The organism is Paenibacillus thailandensis (assembly GCF_042685365.1).
GTDB lineage: Bacteria > Bacillota > Bacilli > Paenibacillales > Paenibacillaceae > Paenibacillus_AP > Paenibacillus_AP thailandensis.
Genome location: NZ_JBHUMY010000038.1, coordinates 151,459 through 177,677, shown reverse-complemented (window position 1 = coordinate 177,677; position 26,219 = coordinate 151,459). Strand labels below are relative to the sequence as shown.

At 54.3% G+C, this 26,219-nt stretch carries 23 protein-coding genes and 16 tRNA genes; 35 read left to right on the top strand and 4 right to left on the bottom strand.

From position 1 onward, the window contains the following. Window positions 1–146: 146 nt before the first annotated feature. The 22 genes from ACFSW5_RS23420 (at window position 147) to ACFSW5_RS23315 (ending at window position 5,998) form a co-directional block, all read left to right on the top strand. Window positions 147–222: transfer RNA gene (locus ACFSW5_RS23420), tRNA-Asn, on the top strand. Window positions 223–227: 5 nt separating this feature from the next. Then, window positions 228–318: transfer RNA gene (locus ACFSW5_RS23415), tRNA-Ser, on the top strand. Window positions 319–325: 7 nt separating this feature from the next. Further along, window positions 326–400: transfer RNA gene (locus ACFSW5_RS23410), tRNA-Glu, on the top strand. 70 nt (window positions 401–470) lie between these two features. Then, window positions 471–546: transfer RNA gene (locus tag ACFSW5_RS23405), tRNA-Val, on the top strand. A 19-nt stretch (window positions 547–565) separates the two neighbouring features. Further along, window positions 566–642 (top strand) — tRNA-Met (locus ACFSW5_RS23400). A 36-nt stretch (window positions 643–678) separates the two neighbouring features. Next, window positions 679–755, top strand: a tRNA-Asp gene (locus ACFSW5_RS23395). A gap of 22 nt (window positions 756–777) precedes the next feature. Next, window positions 778–853, top strand: a tRNA-Phe gene (locus ACFSW5_RS23390). Between the two features lie 15 nt (window positions 854–868). Further along, window positions 869–944: transfer RNA gene (locus tag ACFSW5_RS23385), tRNA-Thr, on the top strand. A 3-nt stretch (window positions 945–947) separates the two neighbouring features. Continuing rightward, window positions 948–1,032: transfer RNA gene (locus tag ACFSW5_RS23380), tRNA-Tyr, on the top strand. An 8-nt stretch (window positions 1,033–1,040) separates the two neighbouring features. Continuing rightward, window positions 1,041–1,114 (top strand) — tRNA-Trp (locus tag ACFSW5_RS23375). A 30-nt stretch (window positions 1,115–1,144) separates the two neighbouring features. Then, window positions 1,145–1,220: transfer RNA gene (locus ACFSW5_RS23370), tRNA-His, on the top strand. A gap of 25 nt (window positions 1,221–1,245) precedes the next feature. Then, a tRNA-Gln gene (locus ACFSW5_RS23365) sits at window positions 1,246–1,320 on the top strand. Window positions 1,321–1,323: 3 nt separating this feature from the next. Continuing rightward, window positions 1,324–1,398 (top strand) — tRNA-Gly (locus tag ACFSW5_RS23360). A gap of 9 nt (window positions 1,399–1,407) precedes the next feature. Then, window positions 1,408–1,481 (top strand) — tRNA-Cys (locus ACFSW5_RS23355). Window positions 1,482–1,491: 10 nt separating this feature from the next. Further along, window positions 1,492–1,568 (top strand) — tRNA-Arg (locus ACFSW5_RS23350). 13 nt (window positions 1,569–1,581) lie between these two features. After that, window positions 1,582–1,661 (top strand) — tRNA-Leu (locus ACFSW5_RS23345). Window positions 1,662–1,912: 251 nt separating this feature from the next. Beyond that, on the top strand, window positions 1,913–2,215 hold the full coding sequence (locus tag ACFSW5_RS23340; RefSeq protein WP_379278731.1) for a LiaF transmembrane domain-containing protein: 303 nt from the start codon (window positions 1,913–1,915) through the stop codon (window positions 2,213–2,215). 30 nt (window positions 2,216–2,245) lie between these two features. After that, entirely contained in the window at window positions 2,246–2,926 is a 681-nt protein-coding gene (locus tag ACFSW5_RS23335; RefSeq protein ID WP_379278728.1) for a PspA/IM30 family protein, read from the top strand. Continuing rightward, on the top strand, window positions 2,923–3,420 hold the full coding sequence (locus tag ACFSW5_RS23330) for a PspC domain-containing protein (RefSeq protein ID WP_379278725.1): 498 nt from the start codon (window positions 2,923–2,925) through the stop codon (window positions 3,418–3,420). The genes ACFSW5_RS23335 and ACFSW5_RS23330 overlap by 4 nt, the downstream gene beginning before the upstream one ends. Before the next feature lie 2 nt (window positions 3,421–3,422). Next, on the top strand, window positions 3,423–4,112 hold the full coding sequence (locus ACFSW5_RS23325; protein WP_379278723.1) for a PspA/IM30 family protein: 690 nt from the start codon (window positions 3,423–3,425) through the stop codon (window positions 4,110–4,112). Between the two features lie 188 nt (window positions 4,113–4,300). Continuing rightward, on the top strand, window positions 4,301–5,299 hold the full coding sequence (locus ACFSW5_RS23320) for a sensor histidine kinase (RefSeq protein ID WP_379278721.1): 999 nt from the start codon (window positions 4,301–4,303) through the stop codon (window positions 5,297–5,299). Window positions 5,300–5,323: 24 nt separating this feature from the next. Further along, window positions 5,324–5,998 (top strand): response regulator, encoded by a 675-nt coding sequence (locus tag ACFSW5_RS23315; protein WP_379278719.1) that lies wholly within the window; start codon window positions 5,324–5,326, stop codon window positions 5,996–5,998. A 53-nt stretch (window positions 5,999–6,051) separates the two neighbouring features. Here ACFSW5_RS23315 and ACFSW5_RS23310 read toward each other — a convergent pair whose 3' ends face one another. Beyond that, complete coding sequence (locus ACFSW5_RS23310; protein WP_379278715.1) at window positions 6,052–6,714, bottom strand: hypothetical protein; 663 nt, start codon at window positions 6,712–6,714, stop codon at window positions 6,052–6,054. A gap of 113 nt (window positions 6,715–6,827) precedes the next feature. Here ACFSW5_RS23310 and ACFSW5_RS23305 point away from each other — a divergent pair, with 113 nt between their 5' ends. From ACFSW5_RS23305 to ACFSW5_RS23295, 3 genes are all read left to right on the top strand, one after another. Continuing rightward, window positions 6,828–7,628 carry a YwmB family TATA-box binding protein gene (locus ACFSW5_RS23305; protein ID WP_379278712.1) on the top strand — a complete coding sequence of 267 codons (801 nt, stop codon included), beginning with the start codon at window positions 6,828–6,830 and terminating at the stop codon, window positions 7,626–7,628. Window positions 7,629–7,760: 132 nt separating this feature from the next. Next, on the top strand, window positions 7,761–9,317 hold the full coding sequence (gene zwf, locus ACFSW5_RS23300) for a glucose-6-phosphate dehydrogenase (RefSeq protein WP_379278709.1): 1,557 nt from the start codon (window positions 7,761–7,763) through the stop codon (window positions 9,315–9,317). A 224-nt stretch (window positions 9,318–9,541) separates the two neighbouring features. Further along, window positions 9,542–11,128 (top strand): peptide chain release factor 3, encoded by a 1,587-nt coding sequence (locus ACFSW5_RS23295; RefSeq protein ID WP_379278707.1) that lies wholly within the window; start codon window positions 9,542–9,544, stop codon window positions 11,126–11,128. A 130-nt stretch (window positions 11,129–11,258) separates the two neighbouring features. Here ACFSW5_RS23295 and ACFSW5_RS23290 read toward each other — a convergent pair whose 3' ends face one another. Both ACFSW5_RS23290 and ACFSW5_RS23285 read right to left on the bottom strand, forming a co-directional pair. Then, window positions 11,259–11,648, bottom strand: coding sequence for a TM2 domain-containing protein (locus tag ACFSW5_RS23290; protein WP_379278704.1), 390 nt, complete (start codon window positions 11,646–11,648; stop codon window positions 11,259–11,261). Window positions 11,649–11,657: 9 nt separating this feature from the next. Then, on the bottom strand, window positions 11,658–11,999 hold the full coding sequence (locus tag ACFSW5_RS23285; protein ID WP_379278702.1) for a TM2 domain-containing protein: 342 nt from the start codon (window positions 11,997–11,999) through the stop codon (window positions 11,658–11,660). Window positions 12,000–12,355: 356 nt separating this feature from the next. On the opposite strand from ACFSW5_RS23285, the gene ACFSW5_RS23280 reads away from it, so the two are divergent. The 10 genes from ACFSW5_RS23280 to ACFSW5_RS23235 all read left to right on the top strand — a co-directional run bounded on the left by ACFSW5_RS23280 (window position 12,356) and on the right by ACFSW5_RS23235 (window position 25,653). After that, window positions 12,356–13,372 (top strand): LacI family DNA-binding transcriptional regulator, encoded by a 1,017-nt coding sequence (locus tag ACFSW5_RS23280; RefSeq protein ID WP_379278699.1) that lies wholly within the window; start codon window positions 12,356–12,358, stop codon window positions 13,370–13,372. Between the two features lie 15 nt (window positions 13,373–13,387). Then, the gene (locus tag ACFSW5_RS23275; RefSeq protein WP_379278697.1) at window positions 13,388–14,548 is read left to right on the top strand and encodes a Gfo/Idh/MocA family protein; all 1,161 of its coding nucleotides are present in this window, start codon (window positions 13,388–13,390) and stop codon (window positions 14,546–14,548) included. Window positions 14,549–14,598: 50 nt separating this feature from the next. Further along, complete coding sequence (locus ACFSW5_RS23270) at window positions 14,599–15,330, top strand: ThuA domain-containing protein (RefSeq protein WP_379278695.1); 732 nt, start codon at window positions 14,599–14,601, stop codon at window positions 15,328–15,330. Window positions 15,331–15,442: 112 nt separating this feature from the next. Continuing rightward, window positions 15,443–16,543: a Gfo/Idh/MocA family protein gene (locus ACFSW5_RS23265; RefSeq protein ID WP_379278692.1), complete on the top strand. Its 1,101-nt coding sequence runs from the start codon at window positions 15,443–15,445 to the stop codon at window positions 16,541–16,543. Between the two features lie 20 nt (window positions 16,544–16,563). After that, entirely contained in the window at window positions 16,564–17,025 is a 462-nt protein-coding gene (locus tag ACFSW5_RS23260; protein ID WP_379278690.1) for a GNAT family N-acetyltransferase, read from the top strand. Between the two features lie 1,148 nt (window positions 17,026–18,173). Further along, window positions 18,174–19,241, top strand: coding sequence for an ABC transporter permease (locus ACFSW5_RS23255; protein ID WP_379278688.1), 1,068 nt, complete (start codon window positions 18,174–18,176; stop codon window positions 19,239–19,241). A 121-nt stretch (window positions 19,242–19,362) separates the two neighbouring features. Beyond that, window positions 19,363–20,244, top strand: coding sequence for a carbohydrate ABC transporter permease (locus ACFSW5_RS23250; RefSeq protein WP_379278685.1), 882 nt, complete (start codon window positions 19,363–19,365; stop codon window positions 20,242–20,244). Between the two features lie 27 nt (window positions 20,245–20,271). Beyond that, complete coding sequence (locus tag ACFSW5_RS23245; RefSeq protein ID WP_379278682.1) at window positions 20,272–21,945, top strand: extracellular solute-binding protein; 1,674 nt, start codon at window positions 20,272–20,274, stop codon at window positions 21,943–21,945. Window positions 21,946–22,148: 203 nt separating this feature from the next. Beyond that, window positions 22,149–24,074: a histidine kinase gene (locus ACFSW5_RS23240; protein ID WP_379278680.1), complete on the top strand. Its 1,926-nt coding sequence runs from the start codon at window positions 22,149–22,151 to the stop codon at window positions 24,072–24,074. Continuing rightward, the gene (locus ACFSW5_RS23235) at window positions 24,049–25,653 is read left to right on the top strand and encodes a response regulator (RefSeq protein WP_379278678.1); all 1,605 of its coding nucleotides are present in this window, start codon (window positions 24,049–24,051) and stop codon (window positions 25,651–25,653) included. Before ACFSW5_RS23240 ends, ACFSW5_RS23235 begins: the two co-directional genes overlap by 26 nt. A gap of 131 nt (window positions 25,654–25,784) precedes the next feature. Here the strand turns inward: ACFSW5_RS23235 and sspI are convergent, their stop codons facing one another. Further along, complete coding sequence (gene sspI / locus ACFSW5_RS23230) at window positions 25,785–26,012, bottom strand: small acid-soluble spore protein SspI (protein ID WP_379278676.1); 228 nt, start codon at window positions 26,010–26,012, stop codon at window positions 25,785–25,787. Between the last annotated feature and the right edge of the window lie 207 nt (window positions 26,013–26,219).

Below are 26,219 nucleotides of genomic sequence, written 5' to 3'. Positions count from 1 at the left end.
GGTGGAAGCGCAGCAATGCGTGCAGCTGACGAATACTAATCGGTCGAGGGCTTATCCTAATTATACCCGCAAGGGTAAACGGCTAAAGATGGAAGCATTTCCTTTCGCATCCGGTTTTCAAGGCGCAATGCTTTGAGTTATAATATTCCCCGATAGCTCAGTCGGTAGAGCACTCGACTGTTAATCGAGTTGTCACAGGTTCGAGTCCTGTTCGGGGAGCCATATATAGAGAGGTGTCCGAGTGGTCGAAGGAGCACGATTGGAAATCGTGTAGGCTCTAACCGGGTCTCGAGGGTTCGAATCCCTTCCTCTCTGCCATACATATGGCCCGTTGGTCAAGGGGTTAAGACACCTCCCTTTCACGGAGGTAACAGGGGTTCGAATCCCCTACGGGTCACCATCTTTTCTAAAAAAAAGATGTTGCAAAGCGACTTCATATGTGATATATTATAAAAGTCGCCCAAAGATGTGGAGGGTTAGCTCAGCTGGGAGAGCATCTGCCTTACAAGCAGAGGGTCGGGGGTTCGATCCCCTCACCCTCCACCATCTAAAGTTTTTCAACTGACGCGGGGTGGAGCAGCCCGGTAGCTCGTCGGGCTCATAACCCGAAGGCCGCAGGTTCAAATCCTGCCCCCGCAACCAAAGCTTTACCTTCGGAATGATCCGAGAATATGATGTGGAGCTGTGGTGTAGAGGCCTAACATGCCTGCCTGTCACGCAGGAGACCGCGGGTTCGAATCCCGTCAGCTCCGCCATTATAACAATTATGGCTCGTATGGCTCGGTAGCTCAGTCGGTAGAGCAGAGGACTGAAAATCCTCGTGTCGGCGGTTCGATTCCGTCCCGAGCCACCATGAATAACTTAATACGCCGCTGTAGCTCAATTGGTAGAGCAACTGACTTGTAATCAGTAGGTTGGGGGTTCAAGTCCTCTCGGCGGCACCACGTGGAGGATTAGCGAAGTGGCCAAACGCAGCAGACTGTAAATCTGTTCTCTCTGAGTTCGGTGGTTCGAATCCATCATCCTCCACCAGTTTACCTAGGGGCATAGTTTAAAGGTAGAACAGCGGTCTCCAAAACCGTTAGTGTGGGTTCAATTCCTGCTGCCCCTGCCAGAAGAATAACTGAATGATTTGAGTGCTATGGCGGTCGTGGCGAAGGGGTTAACGCACCGGATTGTGGCTCCGGCATTCGTGGGTTCAAGTCCCATCGATCGCCCCATATATTCACTCGAATAATTCGGTCTTGGGGATTAGCCAAGCGGTAAGGCAACGGACTTTGACTCCGTCATGCATAGGTTCGAATCCTATATCCCCAGCCATTTGCGGACGTGGCTCAGTGGTAGAGCATCGCCTTGCCAAGGCGAGGGTCGCGAGTTCGAATCTCGTCGTCCGCTCCACTTCAATTTGGCGCCATAGCCAAGCGGTAAGGCAAAGCTCTGCAAAAGCTTTACCCCCAGTTCGAATCTGGGTGGCGCCTCCATTTACATTTTGTGCCCTTAGCTCAGCTGGATAGAGCGTTTGACTACGAATCAAAAGGTCAGGAGTTCGAATCTCTTAGGGCACGCCATATTGTTTGTTAAGCCGGTGTGGCGGAATTGGCAGACGCGCGCGACTCAAAATCGTGAGGGAAACCGTGGAGGTTCGAGTCCTCTCACCGGCATTCTAACAACAATGACAAGAACGCTGATTGTACAACATGTGCAATCAGCGTTTTTTTTTATGTTTGCAGACTCGAGTTTTGACGAGCTTAAGTTTGGGGATGCGCCCCGACCTAGGTCCAGTACAGAAACCGACGCAGGTCTGTTTTGGCTCTTGATAAAATGATCTAGAATAAGTACATAAGCAAGAAGGCAGCAGACAACGATTTGAATAAAGTTATGTTGCTACATGGAAAGGCGGTGATAGGTCAAAATGAATAACAAAAAAATACTTAGCATTTCGCTTATCGCGATCGGGATCATCATCGTGTTGGATTTCATCGGAATCCACCTCGGATGGATCATCCGGGACGTCCTTAAATTCCTTATTCCGTTCATCTTTATCGGCTTTGGAGTTTTGGCGTGGAAATATGACCGGAGAGGTCTCGGAATCGTGTTGGGCGTAATCGGCGGCTTCTTGTTGCTTGGACATCTGTCCGGTCTCATCACGCTGCTGATCGCAATCGGTTTGATTGTATGGGGAGTATCGCTGTTCAGAGGAAAAAGTGTTCGCTAATAAGATATATAGAGCAAGGAGGAAGCCTAAATGAGTATTATGCGGCGAGTGCGCGATATTACCGTCGCCACGCTAAACGACCGTTTGGAGAAAGCGGAGGATCCCGTTCGCTTGATCGATCAGTTTCTGTGGGCAACCAGAGAAGACATCATTCAAGCGGAAAGGCTTTATCAGCAATACGCTTCACATAGCAACTATTTAAAAGCGCAGTGGCTGCAAGCCGAGCAGCAGAAGGAGAAACGCGAGCAGCAGGCGCTGACGGCGCTTAAAGCCGGCGAGGAGCAAATGGCGAGAATTGCGCTCCACGAGAAGGCGAACTGCGAAGAGCGATCAGCGCAATACCGCGAGCTGTATGAGCAAAGCAGGCAAAATACGATCGAGCTTGAGGAGCAGCTTCGCGAAATGCGCAGCGAATACCAGATGGTGTACGACAAGCGCGAATATTACGCGGCGCGCATGGAATCGCTTCGGTTGCAGCAGCGTATGAACGCCCGCTTTAGCGAAGGAGGGCTCGGCATTCAACCGGGATCGATGTTCCGCCGCATGGAGGACCGGATTTCGGATATGGAGCACGAAGCCAAGAGCCTGCGCGATATCAGGCGGATGGGTCAAGAGTTCGTCACCGATATCGGGAACACGGTTCATACGGCCATCGAAAAGGAGATGGAGCAACTAAAACGCAAGCTTGAGAAGGAAGGTTGGAAGCCGTGAAGAAACTGTACCGTTCGCGCCGCAAAAAAATGCTGTTCGGCATATGCGGCGGCCTATCGGACATGCTGAACATAGACGTGACATTGCTTCGCATCTTGTTAATCGTTCTGGCGTTGTTTACTAGCGGAGCCGCAATCCTCGCTTATATACTCGCAGGAATCGTTATTCCGAAGGAACCGGACTATTTTTCAGGTTATGGCCCGGGAGGCTATAACGGCGGTTACGGAAACTACGGCGGAGGCTATAACCAATACGGAACGGGCGGCGGCTACTACGGTAAAGGCGGTCACGGCCCTGGATATGGTCACGGACCTGAATTCGGCCATGGGCCGAACTACGGAGGAGCGTATAAAAACCCGCCGTTTGGAGGAGAAACGCCGCAGTCGACGGGAAATTTCGATAGCATGATGGATGATCTCGAGAAAAAAGCGCTTCGCAAAGAAATCGAAGAATTGAAAGCCAAACTTGCTAAATACGAGAAGGGAGAGTTTTAAAGATGGGAATTTTCAAAAGAATGAAGGACATGACGAAGGCTAGCGTAAACGAAATGCTGGATAAAATCGAAGATCCGGTTATTATGCTCAACCAATATCTCCGGGATATGGAGACCGAAATTCATCAGGCCGAAGTGACGGTTGCCAAGCAAATGGCTAACGAGCGCCGCCTGAAGCAGCGCTTGGAAGAAGCGGTACGCAGCGCGGCGGACCGCGAGTCCAAAGCGGAAGCGGCATTGCGCGCCGAACAAGAGGAGCTTGCCCGCAAGCTGCTTGAAGAAAAGCTTTATTTTGACCAGAAGGTTGTCGAATATACGGACTTTCATGCCAGCGCGAAAGCGCAAGCCGAAGATTTGACGCAGCAGCTCCATGCGATGAAGGATGAGTTTTATCAGCTGCGCAACAAGCGGAACGAGCTTGTATCCCGAGCGCAAATCGCCAAAGCGCAAAAGCAAATGTCTTCGCTGACGGCGAACCATACGTTCGACAGCGGTTCGGCCGCTCGCGGATTTAGCCGCATGGAGGAGAAGATCATGCAACTGGAGGCCGAAGCGGATGTGCTTCGCACGCCTTACAAGTACAGCTCCGCAAACGGCGGATACAGCCAAGCGGATATGGAGAAGCAGCTGAAAGTCGACGAGCAGCTTCAAGCGCTTAAAAACAAGCTGAGCGGCGGCAATACAGCGGAATAATAGACGATCGAACTCGCAAAGGGCGGACCGGAAGCCGGTCTGCTCTTTGTTCGAGTTTACGGTTTTTTAGGCAGGTTTAATTTGCCCGGAGGTGCTTGGACGGCAAATGAGAACCTTTTTGGATTTTTTCCATTATTGGCTTCATCTGGAGCATGTTATAATGGAGAGCGAAAGGGTGAAGGCGGATAATGGAGAAGCATGAACAAGCCGGCGGGCAAAATAAAGAAGCGGCCAGACGCATCCTGACGGAAACGATATTGTGGCTGCTTATTATCGTTGGCCTTGTCGTCATCGTTTTGCAGGCGATTGGTTACATAGAGCTTATCACGCTTCAAGGCAAAGCCGCTCTTGCGGTGTTGACGGTTATTGGAGCCGGACTGGCGGTTGCGGCTATATTCAGCTATTTGCAAAATTTCAAGCTGAAGCAATCGTTGAAGCGTCTATCCGAGCAGGTTGCGAAAAAGCCGATCCGGGTAACGCTTGGAGGGGCGGCCAAAGAGAACGAAGAAGTCTACGCCGGGGAAGAGCCTGTCGATGAAATATGGAAGGAGAAAGTAAAGTTTACCGCGGTGATCGAAGAACGGCAAAGACTGGCCCGGGAATTGCACGACGCGGTAAGTCAGCAGCTGTTCGCCATCTCGATGACGGCTACCGCCGTCAGCAGAACGATCGAGCGAGATTGGGAAAGGGCTCGCCGGCAGGTGCACCTGATCGAGGAGATGGCTGCGGTCGCCCAATCGGAGATGCGGGCATTGCTATTGCATTTGCGGCCGGTCCATCTGGACGGCAAGACGCTGGCCCAAGCGCTGAACGCCTTGGTCGACGAGCTGAAGCAAAAGATCCCGATGGATATCCTGCTCGAGGTAGACGAATCGATCGTGCTTAGGCCGGAAGCGGAAGATCATCTGTTTCGGATCGTCCAGGAGGCTTTGTCCAATACGCTGCGTCATGCCAAAGCCGACCGGATGGAAATCGTGCTCAAGCGGGAAGACAAGGAGCTGTTCATGATGCTTCGAGATACGGGGATCGGCTTTGATTTGGAAGCGAAGAAGCAAACCTCTTACGGCTTGCTCACGATGGAGGAACGCGTTGTCGAGCTTGGCGGGACGATGACTATGGCATCGCGTCCGGGCGAGGGAACGGTCATTAAAATCAGATTGCCCCTGGACGGGCCTGCGGTAAAATAATGTGAGAGAAAGGAGTTCTTAAAATTGAGCGGTACAAACGGAACGGAAGGTCAACAGCCTATTAAGGTGCTGCTTGTTGACGATCACGAGATGGTTCGGATCGGCCTCGCGGCCGTGCTGGATACGGAGGAAGGCATAGAGGTCGTCGGCGAAGCAAGCAACGGCTATGAGGGGCTTAGACTGGCGCAAGCCTATAAACCGGATGTTGTCTTAATGGATCTGGTTATGGAGGGGATGGACGGCGTCGAAACGACGGCAAAGCTGCTCGAAATTTTGCCCGATTGCAAGGTGATCGTACTGACGAGCTTCATCGACGACAGCAAGCTGTATCCGGTCATTGAAGCCGGAGCGTTCAGCTATTTGCTGAAGACCTCGCGCGCAGCGGAAATTGCCCAGGCAATAAGAGCGGCCGTGAGAGGACAATCGGTGCTGGAATCCCAAGTGGCGGCCAAAATGATGAACCGGCTCCGCCAGCCGAAGGAAACGCGCCAAGCGGCTGCGCATGAAGTGCTGACCGAACGCGAGATGGACGTGTTGAAGCAAGTCGCCAAAGGGATGTCCAACCAGGAAATTGCGGATAATCTTTTTATCGGCGTGAAAACAGTCAAGTTCCATATTACGAACATTTTTAATAAGTTGGGGGTAGAGGATCGAACGCAGGCGGCCATCTATGCTCATAAGCACGGTCTTGCGGAATGAGAAAGTGCCGTACGGTCCGCCTGCTCGATCTTAACAGGTAAACTAGGCAGTAACTAAGCGAAAACAAGCAAAAAGCCGATGTCCTCCGTTCGCAGCGTCACGGGATTGCGGAACGGATGCCTCCACGGAGCCGGCCGGTCCGGCCTCAGGCGGTTGCGGCGCCGGTTGCGTTCCGCGTTGGCGGCGGCTTCCGTCGGAATGCCGTCGGAGCAGCCGATGCAGCTTCCGTTTGAGCGGCGAGCCGTTCTGCCTCCGACTCTTCCGGATGTTCTTCCGTACATTACGTCAAAACTTCTTCCGGACGTTTCGCCGGATCTTCCGCCGGAAGATGCATCAGATCGTCTGCGACGGCGTCTTCTTCCGGACGTTCTTTCGTTTTCCGAAGCGAGCGGAGATTCGTAATCGGCAGGGTCAAACGGGTAAAACCGCTTAACGTCCGCCTGCTCCTGTTCTTTATTTTGTTTCTTTTTCTTCTTCTTCTTATCTTGAGCGAACGCTTTTTTCTTCCTTGAGGACGGTTTCGCATTTTGAATGAAAACGTCCCGCCTTTCTTCACGCTCGTATTCTTCGCCTCCGCCGTTCAAGCCTATGACGCCGTTGCGCGCATAGGTCAATATTCCGGAATAGACGGCGCCGTCCTGCATGGTTACTCTAACGGGACGCCCGATATATCGCCTGACAATCCAGTCCTCAAGCGGAAACAGGTATTCAAGCATACAGGCGAACACACCTCCACCAATGGTTGCTTTATTCTTCCAACAGTCTATTCACCCACAGGCTTTCGCGTATGGTCAAACACCCAACCTTGTTCGTAAAGGAGCGAATCGCGATGGACAAGCTTAAAGCCGCCGCCGCGAACCGGAACCGCGCTGCCGTACTGATCGCCGCAGCTTTGCTGGCGGTGTGCGCCGGATGGGCGTTAATTCAGCCGAATGCGGAAAAGGAAGCGAACGCTTATGCCGATTCCCTGTCCCATGATACGGCCTTGCTGTTGGAGTGGGCGGATCAAATCTACGCCGGCGGAGCCCGTAACGCCGAGTGGACCGTACGCTTTGACGTTACGGATGAAACCAGCCGATTGACGCTGGAAAAAATATTGGGCCTGCTGATACGCAATAACGGCGCCAAAACGGATAACCTATATGCAGGAGAAGGCGATTCCGTTACGGTGTCCGTGCTGGACGGAACGGCCGAGCTATCCATTCATGCCTTGCCGGAGCCGGAAGAAGGCGAAGCAAGCCGCTTTCTTGTCCTGCTACGGACAGTTGCGGCGGGCAACGTTGACGGCGAAGCGTTTAAAGACGCCGTGGAACAGGCCGCCGTTGGATTTCGCGAGCAGGGGGTCAGCTACACCGGCACGGTATCGGCAAGAGGATCATCCGGGGAGAAGCGGGCGGCGGATAAAGCGGCCGCTCTCGCTCAGGCGCGCGAGGTCGAACGGTACGAGGACAACGGCACGGAAAGCGTCGTTTATTACGCCTCCAAGCTTCAATCGTACGTTAAGGTGGGCGAAGGCAGGGCCGCCAATCTGCAAATCGCCCGATACCAACGAACCGATAACGGGGAATGGAGCATCATCGTCGGCGTCCCCCTTATAACGGGAGATTACAGTACGGTTGAGGCGCCGTAGAATCAGCTCTTTTTTGGAAAAGGATTAGTTTTTTTTATGGGGCCGATAATAGCGAAGTCAAAATGGATATGCTACACTACATAAGACAATGCCTTCGAAAAAACAATAATAAAATAGGGGAAGATGGAAGAGATGAACCAGGCCATCCAATCGGAATTGATACCCGCGCAAGGTGCAGTTTATTATTTGTTTGGAGCGACAGGCGATTTGGCGAAACGCAAATTGTTTCCCGCCCTGTTCAGTCTGTATAAAGAAGGAAAGCTGACGGAAAACTTCGCCGTCGTGGGACTTGCAAGACGTTCCCGGGCGAACGAGCAGTTCCGCCAGGACGTATACGAGTCGATCGTCGAGTTTTGCCGATATAAAGTGGACGACACTGAACTGTGGAACCGTTTTGCCGAGCATTTCGAATACATGCCCCTGGATATCAATAACGTGGATGCGTTCCGTGAGCTGAACAAGCTGACGGACGAGCTGAACCGGAAATTCGACATTCCGGACAACAGGCTGTTTTATTTGGCGCTGGCCCCTTCGTTATTCGGCCCGGTTTCGTTTAATTTGCGGGACAGCGGCATGCTCGAAGCGAAAGGCTGGACGCGCGTCATCATCGAGAAACCGTTCGGTTACGATCTTCCATCCGCGCAAGAGCTGAACAATGAGTTAAGCCAGGTTTTCAAGGAAGAAGAAATATTCCGCATCGACCATTACCTGGGCAAGGAAATGGTGCAGAACATTCAAGTCATCCGTTTCGCGAACGCGTTCTTCGAGCCATTGTGGAACAACAATTATATCGCCAACGTGCAAATTACGTTGTCCGAGACGGTCGGCGTCGAGGACCGCGGCGGTTATTACGATAAATCCGGCGCTTTGCGCGATATGACGCAGAACCACATGCTGCAGATGCTTACGATGATCGCGATGGAGCCGCCAAGCAGCTTGAACGGCGAGCATATCCGCGACGAGAAGGTCAAGGTGCTGCGGTCGCTGCGCCCTTACGCCACAAGCGAGGAAGTGCGGGCGAACGTCATTCGCGGCCAATATACGAGCGGCGTGGTGAAAGGCACGGAGCTGCCGGCCTACCGAGAGGAGGATTCGGTCAATCCGGAATCGACCACCGAAACGTATTTGGCGGCAAAAGTAGCGGTCGACAACTTCCGTTGGGCGGGCGTGCCGTTCTATATCCGCACGGGCAAACGGCTGCCGGTCAAAACGACCGAAGTCGTCATCGAGTTCAAGTCGATGCCGCAGAACGTCCTCTTCGCGCAGCGGCACGATCTTTCGCCGAATTTGCTTGTTATTCGCGTCAATCCGATGGAAGGCATATATATTAAAGTAAACGCCAAAACGCCGGGGGCGGACAATGAAGTTCAGCCGGTCGCGATGGAGTTCTGCCAAAGCTGCCAGATCGGCTTGAATACGCCTGAGGCTTACGAGCGGCTGATCCATGACGCCGTTCGCGGCGATTCGACTTATTTTACGCGCTGGGACGAAGTGGCGCAGGCTTGGGAATTCGTCGACCGTATCGCCGCGGCATGGAAGGAATCGCAGGACGACCTGCATATGTATCCGGCCGGCTCTTGGGGGCCGGAAGCGGCCGACAAGCTGCTTGCAGCCGACGGCTTTCATTGGTGGCCGGTTAACGGTCAGGAAGAAGACAATGTAATTTGGGTTTCCAACAGCGGAAAATGAGCAATGCTCCATCGATGCACGCTTTACGAGGACGAGCGACCGCATAGGTGGCGGTCGCAACGTTGAAGTGAAACCGAATACGCCGTTAACGGGCAATCGTTCGTCCGTACAGCGGCATCGCGGAAGCCGGCTCGCCGATTTAGGTGAAGCCGGCACACTGCTGTTAACAAGAAAGTTCATGTCCTGATATAATCAGGACAGCTATGATAGAAGGGAAGTCTAGAATGAGTCAAACATTGCAAACCGAAATTCAGAAGGAAGTCGACAAGCGACGTACCTTCGCGATTATTTCTCACCCGGACGCGGGCAAAACGACGCTGACGGAAAAGCTGCTGCTCTTCGGCGGAGCGATTCGCCTGGCGGGCACGGTCAAAGCAAGGAAAGCGAGTCGGCACGCTACGTCCGACTGGATGGAAATCGAAAAGCAGCGCGGCATTTCGGTTACGTCCAGCGTAATGCAATTCGATTATAACGGCCACCGCGTCAACATTCTCGATACGCCGGGCCACCAAGACTTCAGCGAAGATACGTATCGTACGCTGACGGCAGCCGACAGCGCGGTCATGCTGATCGACGTGGCGAAAGGCGTCGAAGCGCAAACGATCAAGCTGTTCCAAGTTTGCCGCAAACGCGGCATTCCGATTTTTACGTTCATCAACAAGCTGGACCGCGAAGGGAAAAATCCTTTTGATCTGATGGAAGAATTGGAGCAGGTGCTGGGCATCCGGTCCGTGCCGATGAACTGGCCGATCGGGATGGGACGCGATTTGTGCGGCGTATACGACCGGATGAAAAAACAGGTCGAGCTGTTTCAGGGCGACGACCATACGACGATCCAAGTTCGCCCGGTAGAGGATTACAACGACAACGTCATTCGGGAAATGGCCGGCGAGTTTCTGCATGACCAGCTTGTGCAGGATTTGGAGCTGCTTGACGTGGCCGGCGATCCGTTCGACTTCGATAAAGTGCGGGCCGGCGAACTGACGCCTGTCTTTTTCGGGAGCGCGGTGAACAATTTCGGGGTTCAGACGTTCCTCGAGAACTTCCTGCAGCTCGCTCCCAAGCCGACGCCGCGGAACAGCCTGGACGGTCCGGTGGAGCCGACGAGCGATAAATTCAGCGGATACGTGTTCAAAATTCAGGCCAACATGAATCCGGCGCACCGCGACCGGATCGCTTTCCTCCGGATTTGCTCGGGGCGGTTCGAACGCGGCATGAGCGTTCGGCATGTAAGAGCGGGCAAAGAGATTAAGCTGTCGCAGCCGCAGCAGTTTCTGGCGCAAGACCGGGATATTGTGGACGTTGCATATCCGGGCGACATTATCGGCTTGTTTGACCCGGGTATTTTCCGGATCGGGGATTCGCTGGCGCAAGGCGGCAACATTGTGTTCGACGAGCTTCCGACGTTCCCGCCGGAAATTTTCGCCAAGGTGACGGTGAAGAACGCTCTTAAGCACAAGCAATATCAAAAAGGGCTCGATCAGCTGACGGAGGAAGGCACGATCCAAGTGTTCCATTCGATCGGAAGCATCGAGGAAACGATTCTTGGCGTCGTAGGACAGCTGCAGTTTGAAGTGTTCGAGCATCGGATGCGCGCCGAATACGGCGTCGAAATCCAGCTGCAGCGTATGAGCTTTCAGGCGGCGAGATGGATCGTGGACGAACAGATCGATCCGGGCAAATTCCGCATCAACTCCACGCTTGTGAAAGACAAGAAAGGCAATTATGTGGCGTTGTTCGAGAACGAATACGCTATGCGGACGGCCATGGAAAAAAATCCGACGGCAAAATTTTTGGAGACGCAGCCTTAAAGGTGGCGTGCTTCGGATCGACGATCTCAGAGCGCTTACAGCGCGTTGGTAACATAAACGAAAAAAAGCCGGCCCGAAAGGGTCGGCTTTTTTTAAAAGCAACTGAATTGTATGATCTGTGCTTTCGCGATTAGTTGCGGCGATAGGCGATTATTTGCTTCAGCAGATCGTCTTCTATTTTCTGATTGTATTCCCGCACCATTCTGGACATGAGGAACAGGTCCACGATTACCCAAACGAACAAAATCAGTGCCGGAACGGCAAATAAGATGACGCTTGCGGCTATCGCCGCGATATTGTCGAATTCGGATGCGATCGCCATGCAGAAATAGCCGAGCGTCGCAACGACGAACAATATAAGCTGCACGATGGCCGTGCCGGTTCTCTTTAAGTAGAAGCGATGGGCGCCCAGATGACCGCCTATCAGAAGCAAATAGGCAACCGCCGCCGATTTCTCGTTATTGCGCAGTTCCGAATTAAATACCATTAATTCGTTTAACGTCAAATCCGATTTGTTCATGGCTTACCTCTAGAAAGAGTTTGGCGCAGGCGGACGGTTGATGAAAATTTCATGCAGTACTTGCTGCTCGACTTCACGGTTCTTGTCTTTAACCATCGTATGAAGAAGGAAGGCGTCTACGATCCACCAAATGGAAGTTACAATTAATCCGATTACCGTCAGAGAAAGGATCAGCTGCGCTACAGCAGAACCGATACGCCCCATATAAAAACGGTGACCGCCTAAGATGCCGAGAAAATACCACAGCACATAAGCGATGACCATGTTTTTTCCGCGGTGTTTGACTTCCTGGTCAAGAAGCAGCAGCTCGCGCGCGTCAAGCTGGCTCTTTTGTCCGATGTTGAATTCCATCCATTGATTCTCCTTTGTTCGATTTCTATTCGTCATTCTACATAGTTTTTACTATTTTGACAACGAATTTTTGTTAATTCTATTGGATAATTCCCATATTGGTTCTTTGTACCTAGTTATTCTTTCATTCCTTTTCATTCACATTTACACCTTATGAGGTGCACCGGCTTTCCATGCCGGCTCCGCGATAAAAAAATTCGATTATGAATCTCGATTGACAGGAAGCGGCTTCCATGCCATAATGTACGCGTGTACAGAAAGCGCTGTCTTAACGGATTGACAATAAAGCTTTTCGTGGCGATGAGCCAACTATACGATCCATAAAGGAGGCTTCCGAAATAACGAGCAGAAAAGAAGTGGCGAAGCTTGCCGGCGTCTCCGAAGCGACCGTATCGCGGGTGTTAAACGGCGTTGGCCCGATTAAAGAGGAAACGCGCCGCAAGGTCCGCGAGGCGGCGGAGCGGCTCGGTTATGTGCCGAGCTCGATCGCGCGGCAGTTCGCGAAACGCAAGAGCGGCAACATCGGCGTTATTTTGCCGTTTGTACCGAAGGTTCATCTATTTTCTACCTATTATTTTTCTGAAATATTAAGCGGCATCGGAGAGGCGGCAGGGCGCTTGAGCTATGATCTGCTTCTAATTTTCCGGGACAGGAACGGTCCTCCGGATTATGCGAAGCTGTTTCGGATGCGGAAAATCGACGCCTGCATCATATTAGGCGCGCAGAACACCCCGGAAGAGCGGGAGGCGCTTGCCGAGCTTCATGCGGAGGGCTTCCCGTTCTGTCTGGTCAATCAGCGGTTCGACGAGGAAGGGTATTTGTCCGTCGACGCGGATCACCGGGCGGGCAGCTATGAGGCGGTACGCCATCTGATCGTCAGGGGGTTCCGGCGAATCGCGATGATGAACGGACCCGAGACCTATTCCAACAGCGGGGACCGTTACGCCGGCTATGTCAAAGCGCATTTGGAGGGCGGCTTGGAAATCGACCGGGAACGGTTGTTCATAGGCAACTACAGCAGCAAAAGCGGCTACGCCGCATCGCCTTCGATCGCCGAGCAGGTGAAGCTCGGACGGATCGACGCCGTCTTCGCCGCCAACGACCGGATGGCGATCGGGCTTGTCAACGGCTTGCGCGAGCATGGCGTCGAGGCGGGGTGCGACGTTGCCGTTGTCGGTTATGACGATTCCGACGGCTCCCGCATCGTACATCCGCGGCTTACGACGGTATCGGTCCCTTTTTACGAGATGGGGCAAAAGGCAGCGGAGCTGCTGCTGGATGAGGAGGCGGGCCGTCCGGAATCGGCGGTTCTTCCCGTATCGCTGGTCATTCGCGATTCATCCTGTACTTCAGGTTCAATAAATAATAAATAGAAAGGCGGAATAAAGATGAGCACGATTCGAGTGGGCATGGTTGGCTACAAATTCATGGGCAAGGCGCACAGCAACGCGTACCGGGCGCTGCCGATGTTCTTCCCGGCTTCGCTCCGTCCGGAAATGAAGGCGATATGCGGCCGCGATGCGGCGGCGCTGGAAGCGGCGCGCGCGCAATTCGGCTGGGAGGATGCCGAGACGGATTGGCGCAAGCTGATCGCAAGAGACGACATCGATCTGATCGACATTAACGCTCCGAGCGACGCGCACAAGCAGATTGCGATCGCGGCGGCGGAAGCGGGCAAGCATCTGTTCTGCGAGAAGCCTCTGGCCTTGTCTTTGGCGGACGCCAGAGAGATGCTGGACGCTGCCGAACGCGCGGGAGTAAAGCATATGATCGGCTTCAACTACCGTTTCGCTCCGGCGGTTCAGCTTGCGAAGAAGCTTATCGCGGAAGGGCGGATCGGCCAGATTTATCACATCCGGGCGGTGTTCCTGCAGGATTGGATTATCGATCCGGAGTTTCCGCTTGTATGGCGGCTGCAGAAAGATGTGGCGGGCTCGGGATCGCTAGGGGATCTGGGCGCGCATTCGATCGACCTTGCCCGGTTCCTGGTCGGCGAGTTCAAGGAAGTTATCGGCATGAACGAAACGTTCGTCAAGGAACGTCCGCTTCCGGGTTCGATGACCGGGCTGAGCGCAAGCGGCAGCGCCGGCGGAGAGCGGGGGCCCGTAACCGTCGACGACGCAACGTTGTTTATGGCCCGTTTCGAAGGAGGCGCGCTGGGCAGCTTCGAGGCCACCCGGTTTGCGGCCGGACACCGGTGTACGAACGCTTTTGAAATTAACGGCAGCAAAGGCAGCATCAAGTTCGATTTCGAACGGATGAACGAGCTTGAGGTGTACTTTACGGAAGACGCCGCCGACGTGCAGGGCTTCCGCCGGGTGCTGGCGACCGATGCGGCGCACGCGTACATGGATGCCTGGTGGCCGGCCGGGCATACGATCGGCTACGAGCATACGTTTACGCATGAGGTGCTGGAACTGATGACGGCCTTCGCGGAAGACCGCCAGCCTACGCCGAGCTTCGTTGACGGCGTCCGGTGCCAGGAGGTGCTGGAGGCGGTTGACCGGTCCATCGCCGAACGGCGCTGGGTGTCGGTGTCGGAGCTGTAATATGGAGCTGTAACAATAAAAATGGATGACGAGAGAGGAGCTGCAGCAGGATGCGCAAAGCTTTGATCGTGCAAGGCGGCTGGGAAGGCCATCAGCCGAAGGAGGTAAGCGAGCTGTTCCGCCAGACGCTGGAGCAGGAAGGCTTCGAGGTTGAAGTGTCCGATACGCTGGAGGCGTTCGCGGACGGGGAGAAGCTGAAGCAGCTTGATCTGATTGTTCCGGTATGGACGATGGGACGGATCGAAAAGGAGCTGGTCAAAAACGTATCGGAGGCCGTACAAAGCGGCGTCGGAATCGCGGGCTGCCACGGCGGCATGTGCGATGCGTTCCGCGAGAACGTCGACTGGCAGTTTATGACCGGCGGGCAGTGGGTCGCTCATCCGGGCAACGATCTTGTGGAATATGTCGTAAACGTCAAGAAGGGCTCAAGCCCGCTGACGGACGGGATCGAAGACTTTACGGTTCACTCCGAGCAATATTACCTTCATGTCGATCCGGCTATTGAAGTGCTGGCTACAACGAGATTTCCAACTGTCCCGGGACCTCATTCCCCGAACGGCCCCGTAGATATGCCGGTCGTATGGACGAAGCGGTGGGGGCTTGGCCGCGTTTATTACAACTCGCTGGGACATCAGGCGAACATCATTGCAATGCCTTCGGTTACGGAGCTGATGCGGAGAGGGTTCCTCTGGTGCGCGGAAGGCAAGCAAGCCGCTGCGCGGCTTGCGGGCGGAGCTTCCGGCCAACCGGCCTATTCGGGAATGGGCGACAGCCAGCTGTAGCGCCGCACGGCAAAAGACGGGAGCGTATGGGGAAGGTCGGCGGGCGATTGCGCGCCATCAATAAAGACGCATGCAGACGGCAAACAGTACTTGGAGCGAGGAGCGATTCAGGTTGGATAAAATCAAGGTTGGGATTATCGGCACCGGCAATATTAGCTCGATTTATTTGCAGAACGGTTCGAAATTCGAGGCGGCGGAGGTTGTCGCTTGTGCCGATCTGAATGTGGAGCGGGCGCTTGCCAAAGCTGACGAATACGGCATACGCGGCGGCTCGGTAGAGGAACTGCTTGCCGATCCGGAGATCGGCATGATTATCAATTTAACCATTCCGCAAGCCCATGCGTCGGTCAGCATGCAGGCGCTTGAGGCCGGCAAGCACGTATACGTCGAGAAGCCGCTTGGCGTTACGCTGGAAGAGGGGCGCAAGGTGATGGAGCTTGCGGCAGCCAAAGGGCTTCGTGTCGGCTGCGCGCCGGACACCTTCCTCGGCGGCGGCATTCAAACCGCCATTAAAGTGATTGCGGACGGCTGGATCGGAACGCCGGTATCCGCAACGGCCTTTATGATGTCGGGCGGCCACGAGACTTGGCATCCGGATCCGGCCTTTTATTATCAGCGCGGCGGCGGTCCGATGTTTGACATGGGGCCGTACTATTTGACGGCGCTTGTCGCGCTGCTCGGACCGATCGCCAAGGTTAGCGGATCGACTCGCATCTCGTACCCGGAGCGTACGATTACAAGCGCGCCCAAATACGGCGAAAAGATTCAAGTGGAGGTGCCGACCCACGTTGCGGGATTGCTGGAATTTGCCGAGGGGCCGATCGGCACGATCGTGACCAGCTTCGACATTAAAGGCGGCTCGGAGCTGCCTTTGATTGAAATTCACGGCAGCGAAGGAACGGTTCAAGTTCCGAACCCGAACAATTTCGGCGGCAATGTCCGGCTAAGGCGGGCGGGCTCCAAGGAATGGTTCGACGTTCCTCCGGCTTTCCCGAATACGGAAAACTCGCGGGGAATCGGAGCGGCGGACATGGCCAAGGCCATTATGACAGGGCGAGCCCATCGGGCCAGCGGAGAACTGGCGTACCATGTTCTGGAGGCGATGGTCGGCATCCATGTAGCGGCGGAAAGCGGCGAGCGGTACGTTATGACGAGCGATTGCCGCAAGCCGGCTCCGCTGCCGTTAGGCCTTGCGCCTCTCCAACTAGATTAATGAAACATAGGTGAAGAAATTTGATTGCGAATTTAAACGTACAGGACCGGACAACCGCCGAAGCGGTCGTCCGGCTGCAGCGGCTCGCATACCGGATCGAAGCCGACTTAATCGGCTTCGACGGCATTCCGCCGCTGCATGAAACGGAGGAGCAGCTGCAGCAAAGCGAGGAGCGGTTCCGCGGATATTACGCCGGGGACCGGCTAGCCGGCATTATCGCTCTGGAAGGCGAAGGCTCCGGCGAAGTAACGATTAGCCGTTTGGCCGTGGACCCCGCTTTTATCCGCCAAGGGATCGGGTCCGCTTTATTGGAAGATGCGCTTAGGCAAGAGACGGGCGCGACACGGTTTACTTTAACGACCGGCGAGCGGAACGTGCCGGCTATTCGGCTATATGAACGCTACGGCTTTCAGTTGAATGGAAGAATGGAAGTCGGGCCTGGCATATGGCTTGTATGCATGGAGAAAGAGGTAACCCAATAAATGCGCGCATGAAACCGGGGCAGCGGCTGTTTAGCCGTTGCCCCGGTTTTTTATTGGCTGTCTGATATTATTACTGCTTAGGGCGGAATCTCGTTTGCTTGGCAGAAGTGGTGAAGGAGAGTCATCCTGCAGCAACACCGCCTTTGCGGCTCCTTGTGGTCGATATCCCACTAGCTCAGAGAGCCGCTGGTGAGGCTCAACGTAAGCCAACAGCCCTTCCTGCATTCTTGTGGTCGATATTCCACTAGCTCAGAGAGCCGCTGGTGAGGCTCGGCGTCAGTAAACAGCCCTTCCTGCGTTCTTTTGGTCGATATCCCACTAGCTCAGGGAGCCCTGGTGAGGCTCAGCGTAAGCCAACAGCCTTCCTGCATTCTTGTGGTCGATATCCCACTAGCTCAGGGAGCCGGTGGTGAGGCTCGGCGTAAGCCAACAGCCTTCCTGCGTTCTTTTGGTCGATATCCCACTAGCTCAGGGAGCCCTGGTGAGGCTCAGCGTAAGCCAACAGCCCTTCCAGCGTTTTTTTTGGTCAATATCCCATTCGCTCAGGAGAAGCGTGGGGTGGTGAGATCAAACGGTTATTGGGAAGTAGGAGAATAAAAACTTTTTGAGCGAATAGGGATCGTGAGATCAAGCGAGGAAAAGAGAAAGACTGAGTAGTCGGGATAAAGCAGAGAGGAGCATGAAGGGCCTGAGCAGTCGGGATACGGCAGAGAAGAACGTGAAAAGTTCTGAGCGGTTGGGATACGGCCGAGAGAATTTGAAGGGTTCCTGAGCAGTTGGGATATGGATGAGACGAACGTGAAAAGTTCTGAGCGGTTGGGGTACGGCCGAGAGAATTTGAAGGGTTCCTGAGCAGTTGGGATATGGATGAGAGGAACGTGAAAAGTTCTGAGCGGTTGGGATACAGCAGAGAAGAACGTGAAAAGTTCTGAGCAGCTGACATACGGCCGAGAGAATTTGAAAGGCTCCTGAGCAGTTGGGATATCGATGGGAAGAAGGGAAAAACTTTCTTGCCCCGTTTTTGACCCGAAAATTTATCCCCCGGATACGAAATTTGAAACCTTACCAATGTCATCGACCGCCATTACAATAGAGCTATAGATGAAAGGGTTTACAAAACTTGAGACAACAGCCGGGAGGTCAACGTTATGCCCATTCCGCCCAACCATGGCGATGCGGCCGCTAATGCCGGAGCCGGCGCTGCCGCTAAAGCCGGCGCTGCCAAAGCCGGAACCGGTGTTGCCGCCGCCGGCGCCGGTGCCGGAACCGGCTCATCGGCAGAGCCGCATCCATCCTATAAGCTTGTCCGAAGGAGGTGGCTGAGCAAGCTTTACGCCCAGCGGCATCTGCAAATGATGGCGTTGCTTGGCGTCGCCTGGATGATCGTTTTCAACTATATTCCGATGTACGGCGTCATTATCGCTTTTAAAGAATTCAACATTATCCGGTCCATCGGCGAAGCGCCTTGGGTTGGACTGGCTCATTTCAAGGAGTTTTTCGGCGACGAAGCGTTTGCGAACGTGATGAGGAATACGCTGGGCATCAGCCTGCTGAAGCTGTTCATCGGTTTTCCGCTCCCTGTCCTGTTCGCGTTGTTTCTGAACGAAATCCGGTCGTTCCGCTATAAGAGAGCGATCCAGACGATCTCGTATTTGCCTCACTTCCTCTCCTGGGTTATTCTCGGGGGCATCCTGATGACTTGGCTGGCCGATGTCGGCGTCATCAACAAGCTGCTGCTCGCCCTGCATCTTATCGACGAGCCGATCACGTATTTGGCCGAGCCGAAATATTTCTGGGGCATCGTCATCGCATCGGATATTTGGAAGGAACTGGGCTGGTCCGCGATCATTTATTTGGCGGCCATCGCAAGCCTCTCGCCGGAAATGTACGAGGCCGCAACCATCGACGGAGCGGGCCGATTCCAGAAGATGTGGTATATTACGCTGCCGGGCATTAAGGCGACCATTTCCATCCTGTTTATTTTGGCCGTCGGCGGCGTGCTGAACTCCAACTTCGATCAAATTTTGGTGCTCCGCAATTCGCTGAATGAAAGCGCTAGCAACGTCATCGATATTTACGTCTATCATACCGGGATGCAGAACGGGCGTTACTCCTATGCGCAGGCCGTCGCCCTGTTCAAGTCGGTCATCGCCATCGTATTGCTGCTCATCGCCAACCGGGTAACGAAAAAGCTGAACGATACCTCGTTATTTTAAACGATAAGGATTTATAAATTTGCCTGGTTAAATCGTTTATATTTCTCGCCGAAACGGCTCGTCTTATGACCAGGACGACAAAGTCGTTTCAGCTTGACAGAAGGGGGGCCGGGAAACGAACATGTTCAAACGCAAAACAAAAGGCGAAGCGCTCTTCGATCTATTTAACGGCTTCGGCATGCTGGTCATCTGCTTTCTGATGCTCTACCCGATCTGGTTCGTGCTTGTCAACGCGTTCAACGACGGGCAGGATGCGATGCGCGGAGGCATTTACTGGTGGCCGCGGCAATTCAGCCTCCAGAACTTCGAGGCCGTATTCCAAAGCTCCGGCATTATGACGGCGATGGGAATAACGGCGGCCAAGACGGTTATCGGCGTCGTCGTGCATGTTTTGTTTACGGCGATGGTGGCTTACGCTTTTTCCCGCAGAGGGCTGATCGGCGGCAAGCTGTACATTTTGCTGGGCACGATTACGATGTTTTTCGGCGGCGGCCTTATTCCGACCTATTTGCTCATCAAAGATTTGCATATGCTGGACAGCTTTCTCGTTTATATCGTTCCCGTCATGTTCAGCTTTTTTGATCTGATCATCTTCATGACCTTCTTCCGCGATATTCCGGACGGTCTGGAGGAAGCGGCCAAAATCGACGGCGCCAACGACTGGTCCATCTTTCTGAAGGTCGTCCTGCCGGTATCGATGCCGGTCGTTGCCACTATCGCCTTGTTTCACGGGGTGTATCAATGGAACGATTATTTCACGGGCGTCATTTACATTAACAATGCGGATAAGCAGCCGATTCAAACGTATCTGTACAAGGTGATCGCCCAGTCCAGCTCGAACCAGATGATGGCGCAGGTGCCGGGCGGCATCGCCAAGACGGTCACTTCGCAATCGATCAAAATGGCGACCATGGTCGTAACGACATTGCCGATCGTATTCGTTTATCCGTTTTTGCAGCGTTATTTTGTGAAAGGCATGATGATCGGTTCGATCAAAGGCTAAATTTCGATGAGAAAAGGGGATAATCAAATGAGTTCATTGTTGAAGGCCAAAAACGTTCTGCCGTTCCTGCTCGCTCTCCTTATGGTTGTAACGGCGGCTTGCTCGTCCGCGGGCAATAACGCCCCGGCGGAGAGCGAACCGCCGAAGGAATCGCCTCCCGCCGAAACCGCCAAGCTGACGCAGGACGATCCGGGCTGGAAAGCGGACACTTCGCCTATTACGTTCGACTGGTATATCAACTTCGCCTGGTTCCCGAACAAATGGGGGGAAGACATCACTTCCCAATACGTAACGGAAAAGACGGGGGTTAACGTTAATTTCATCGTGCCGGCAGGCAACGAGACGGAGAAGATGAACACGATGATCGCTTCGGGCTCCTTGCCGGATTTCATCACGCTTGGCTGGAGCGAGGACGCGGTCAAAAAAATGATCGAAGGCGGCCTCGTGCTTCCGCTGAACGAGCTGGCCGACCAATACGACCCCTATTTCTACAAAGTGACCGATCCGGCGAAAGTATCGTGGTATACGCAGGAGGACGGCAATATTTACGGCTATCCGAACGCATCGTCGTCGCCGAAGGATTACGAGAAATTCGGCGACAACATTACGTCGAACCAAACGTTCCTCGTCCGCAAGGATATGTACGAGGCGCTGGGCAAGCCGGATATGCGCACGCCGGAAGGATTTCTGAAAGCGCTTGAGGATGCGAAACAAAAGTTTCCGGACGTCAACGGCCAGCCGCTTATTCCGTTTGGCTTGCACGACTTCCACGAGAAGGGCAACTACTCGCTGGAAGGTTATCTTCAGAACTTCCTGGCCATTCCGCAGGAGAAGGACGGCAAGCTGTATGACCGTTCGACCGATCCCGAATACGTGAAATGGCTGAAGACGCTTCGCCTCGCGAACGAAAAAGGGCTGCTGTCCAAGGACATCTTCGTCGACAAACGGCCGCAAATGGAGGAGAAAATCGCACAGGGCCGGTATTTCGCGATGCTGTACCAGCGCAGCGACATGGCGAACCAGCAGAACGTGCTGTACGCTAACGATCCGAATTCCGTTTATATCGCGGTCGACGGACCGGCCAACGCCAATCTGGATCAGCCGACATTGTCCGGCCCTTCCATCTCCGGCTGGACGGTAACGTTAATTTCCAAAAACGTCAAGGACAAAGCGCGCGCAATCCGCTTCCTCGATTATCTCATTTCCGAAGAAGGACAGCGGGATACGTTCCTCGGCAAAAAAGGCGTCACCTGGGATACGATCGACGGGAAAGACCAGTTCCTTCCGGAAGTGGCGGCGCTGCTGAACAGCGACCGGGGCTCGTTCGATAAAAAATACGGCGCGTCGCATACGTTCTGGATGCTGATGGATACGAACGTCACCCCGGCTTGGGCCCCTCCGGCGGTAGAGCCGTTCAAGCAAATGGAGGATTGGACCCGCGGCAAGGCGCACAGCTTCTCGCAATTCGACCAGCTGGATCCGGTCGGAAGCTCCGAGGAAGGCATTATGAACGACAAGGTGAAAACCGAGTGGGGCAAAGTGCTGCCGAAGCTGCTTCTCGCCAAATCCGAGGCCGAGTTCGACGAAATATGGAACGATTACCTCGCCAAACGCGAGTCGCTCGGCTTCGCGAAGGTGGAGGCGTACCGGCAGAAGCAATACGAGGAGAACGTCGCAAAGCTCGCGGAGTTTATTAAATAGAAGAGAAAAATATAAGTTGAACAAATAAACATCTTGGCATAGCCTATTGAAATGGAGAAAGGGAATTCTCTTGCGAGCGAGAATGAAATGGCTATTGATCATAAGTTCAACTTATATTGCAGGCAAAAATGGCCAAAGGTACCCCGATGCGGAATTTCCGTTTGCGGGGTGCCTTTTGGCGTATCCGGGGGAAGGGTTGCAGCTTGCGGAAACGATTGAAGTCGATAGGTTCGTCCTTTCGGTACTGGCTCGGGCGCAGATCGATGCAAAGCCGGCTGGTCGCCGCTTATATCGTCATTTTGCTTATTCCAAGCATTCTTGTGTCCAATTATTTTTTTCAGCAAATCCGGGACACGTATATTCGCGATGCGCTCAAGCAGCATACGTTCCTGCTGGAAATCGAAAGGATGAACATGCTCAGCCAGATCGAAGCGATCGAAATCGCGGCCCAGCTGGCGATATCGAACCAGGAGATCCGGGACTATTTTCAGGTCGAGGAGGAGCTTGACCCGGCCGCTTTGATCGGTTTGGCCTGGGGGCCGATCAAGGATATTCAGCTTATTCAAACGAACAATCCGAACATCGCCCACCTCCGGATGTACTCGAATAATGAGCGCGTCACGGAGATGTGGCCGGTGCTGTTCAAGGAAAGCCGCATCGCAGGGGAGCCGTGGTATCGGGAAGCGAAAGCGTTGGAAGGAAAGGAATTGTGGGTGTTCAGCGAGCGCGATCCCGATATCCTGCGGCGTTTCGCTGCGGACGGATCCGAGGAGCAGCCCAAAATATCCCTCATACGCCAAATCGATTACGGCGGCATCATTCAAGTCGATATGCCGCTCAAGCACTTTGCCCCCAAGACGTTTGCGGGCATTCGCGATACGGGCTCCCAGATGATTATCGCGGACCGCGACGGCCGGTTTTTCATGGACCGGGGCCAGACGTTCATGTCGGGCCACGAAGGGCTTCGGGAAGAGGTCGAAGCGCAATTCCGCAAGCTGCTGCGGCAGGCCGGCGGCAAGGAACCGGATGCCACGATCCATGCCCGATTCGATGTCGGCGGAACGCCTTATCTGCTCATTGCCGCGCCGATGGAAAGGCTTCATGCGCATGTGCTGAACGTCGTTTCCCTCGAAGGGGCGTTAAACAACGTCTCGAAAGCGCAGAAGCAGATTATCGCCGCCAACATCGCGCTCATCATGGCCTTGTCCGTCATTACGTATTATATGAACTCCTTTATTCTGAAAAACTTGCGCCGGTTGACGGAAGCGATGAAGAAAGTGCGCAAAGGAGAGGCGACGTCGGGCATTGTCATCCATGGCGGCGGCGAAGTCGGCGAGCTTGCGCATCATTTCAACAAGCTGATCCGGACGATCAACGAGCTGATCGCGCAGGGCATCCGGAAGCAAGCGGTGACGAAGGAAGCGGAGCTGCGGACGCTCCACAGCCAGATCGATTCGCATTTTCTGTACAATACGCTCGAAAATATTAAAATGATGGCCGAAATCGAAGGTCAACGGGCGATCTCGGACGCGCTCACTTCGCTCGGCGGAATGATGCGCTACAATTTCAAGTGGTCCGGCGAATATGTGAAGCTGAAGGACGAGATACGGCATATCCGCAATTATATCGATGTGATGAACATCCGGTTTGACGAACCGGTCCGGCTCGAGCTTCATATTCCTCCCGAATGGATGGAGCTTGAAGTGCTGAAGATGTCGCTTCAGCCCGTCGTGGAAAACGCGGTCAAACATGCTTGGCCGGACACGGCGGCCGAGCGGGAGAAGCGGATTGCCATCGGCATTGCCGACTGCGGGGAGGAGCGGGTGACGATCCAGGTCGCGGACAACGGAATCGGGATCGAGCCGTACCGGCTTGGCAGATTGAACGAATGGATCCGCTCGGTTAAGAACGAGGATGTATCGATTGCCGTCAACGCTCCCGGCGAGCGGCCGGCGGGAGGCATCGGGCTTCGCAATGTGCATCAGCGGATCCGGCTGTTTTACGGCAGCGATTACGGTCTTGAGCTAAGCAGCCAAGAGGGAGAGTATACGCGGGTAACGATCACGTACCCGAAGGTTCTCATGACGGGAGGAGGCGGCGGACTTGAGAAGCTTGTTAATTGTGGATGACGAGAAAAATATCCGGAACGGCCTGAAAACGATGATCGAGCGGGAGTTTCCGGACATGTACGAAATTCGCACGGCCGCGCAAGGGCAGGAGGCGTTGGACCGTTACCGCGAGCAGCCGGCCGATATTGTCGTGACGGACATCCGGATGCCCGTCATGGACGGCATTCGCCTCATCGAAGCGCTCGCGGAATCGGAGGGGTCGGAGGGCAGCAAGCCCGTTGTTCTCATTTTGAGTGGATACGACGATTTCGAATACGCGAAGGCGGCGATCAAATATCAGGTGAAGGAATATTTGCTGAAGCCGATCCGCCGGGAGGAGCTGTTCGCGGCGCTGCGGAAAACGGAAGAGGCGCTTCTTCGGCAAGCCGACTTGAACAGCCGCATGGCCGCTTCGGATCTGTATCTTCGGCAGCTGCAATCCCACCGTCTTAAGGAGCTGCTGGAGCAGCCCGATGACATGCCTCTAGACGTCCGGTCCGCTGCGGAAGCGATCGGCTTCGAATCGTATGTGAAGCCGTTCCGGGTAGCCGTGCTGAAATATAAAGACGAAGACGGCCATTCGATGCCGCAGGATGAATTGCAGCGGCTCGTGGAGAAAGGGATAGTCCGAGCGAACGGGACAATCAGCGCCTGCGTTCGGGACGGAGGGGGAAAGCTGGTGCTCCTCGGCAGCCCGGACGGCCCATTCGAAGAGCTGGTTCGCCTGTTTGCGGAGCGGGAGCTGGACGGCCTGTACATGGGCGTAAGCGGAGAGGGCTCCCGGATCGAAGATATCCGGGCCGGGTATCGCCAGGCGCTCTTGGCGTTAAGCTACACCTTTATGCTTCCGAGCGTTCGGCTGATGAATTATACGGATATCCAGGGAGAACCCCGCATGTATCCGATGCCGGATGAAGAAATCAAGAAGCTGGGCAACTTGCTCGGCACCGGGCGCGGGCGCGAAATAAAAGCGCTGCTGCAGCAGGTTTTTCATATCGGGGATATGCCGCATGTCGATGTCCGTTACTTGGAGCTGGCCGGCAAGCGGATGAACGAGCGGGTGCTCGACGAAGTGTTCCGCATGTACGGGGATTCGATGGTCGAAATCTTGAAGCTGTACCGCAAAGCAGGCTCGATGGACAATTTCGGCAGCTTTCATGCCTATTTCCGGAGCCTGGAGCACTTGCTGCTCAGCGTGGACGAATATATTCAAAGCATTCGCTCGGCGCACGGCGGACATCACGAGATGAAGGCGGCCGTCGCCTACATGGAGCAAAACTACGGCAAGCCGCTCAATATGGCGATAGTCAGCAATTACGTTTCGCTTAATTATTCGTATTTCAGCGAGGCGTTTAAAGCGTATACCGGCGACAATTTTGTCGTTTATTTAAAAAAGCTTCGGGTCTCCAAAGCCAAGGAGCTGCTGCAAAAAAGCGGCATGAAGCTGGCCGACATCGGCAGCGCCGTCGGATTCGAAAGCGTGAAGCATTTTTCGCGGGTGTTCAAGGAATTGGAAGGGGTCTCGCCGCATGAATACCGGCTGAAGGCTGAAGCCGACGCGGAACGTCTGCGGGAGATGCGCGGGGCCGAACGGACATGATGCGCGGGTCCGGCAGCAGCTTCGCAGCCTGATCGGTACAGGCAAGCGAAGCTGCTCCGGATGCGAAAGTTGCTTCTACCGCCGCCGCAACGCGGTCGGTCGTCCTCGCAAGACTGCGGGAGAAGCTTTTGTCATTGCGGCCGCGAGCCGTTCGAGTGGAGGTGGTTGTATAGCGTATCGACGAGCTTGTTTTGTTCCGGCTTGCTGCTTTCCTGCCAGATCATTTCGAATACGACCCCGAGGCCGGGAAGCGCTTGTTCGTCTCCGTTAACGGAGTTTTCGATCATTTCGTTCAGCTCGTTGTTCGATTTATTTTGTACAATCGTCGTTATCGCTTGTCGCAAATCAAGATCTACCATGGATATGTCTCCTCCTGACATGAGATGGTTGGCGTTCGAACGGCTTTCGAATTTACCGAATAGTCTGACGGCAAACGCGCACGCCCATCGTGAGAAAGCCCCAATGTAGGCTCCCGCGGGCAGCGGCTCGTACTCGCTTACTATTTCCCGTTTGACGCGGTTTCATGCCGGCCGGAAGGGTATGCTATAATGAAATTTAGCTTATCG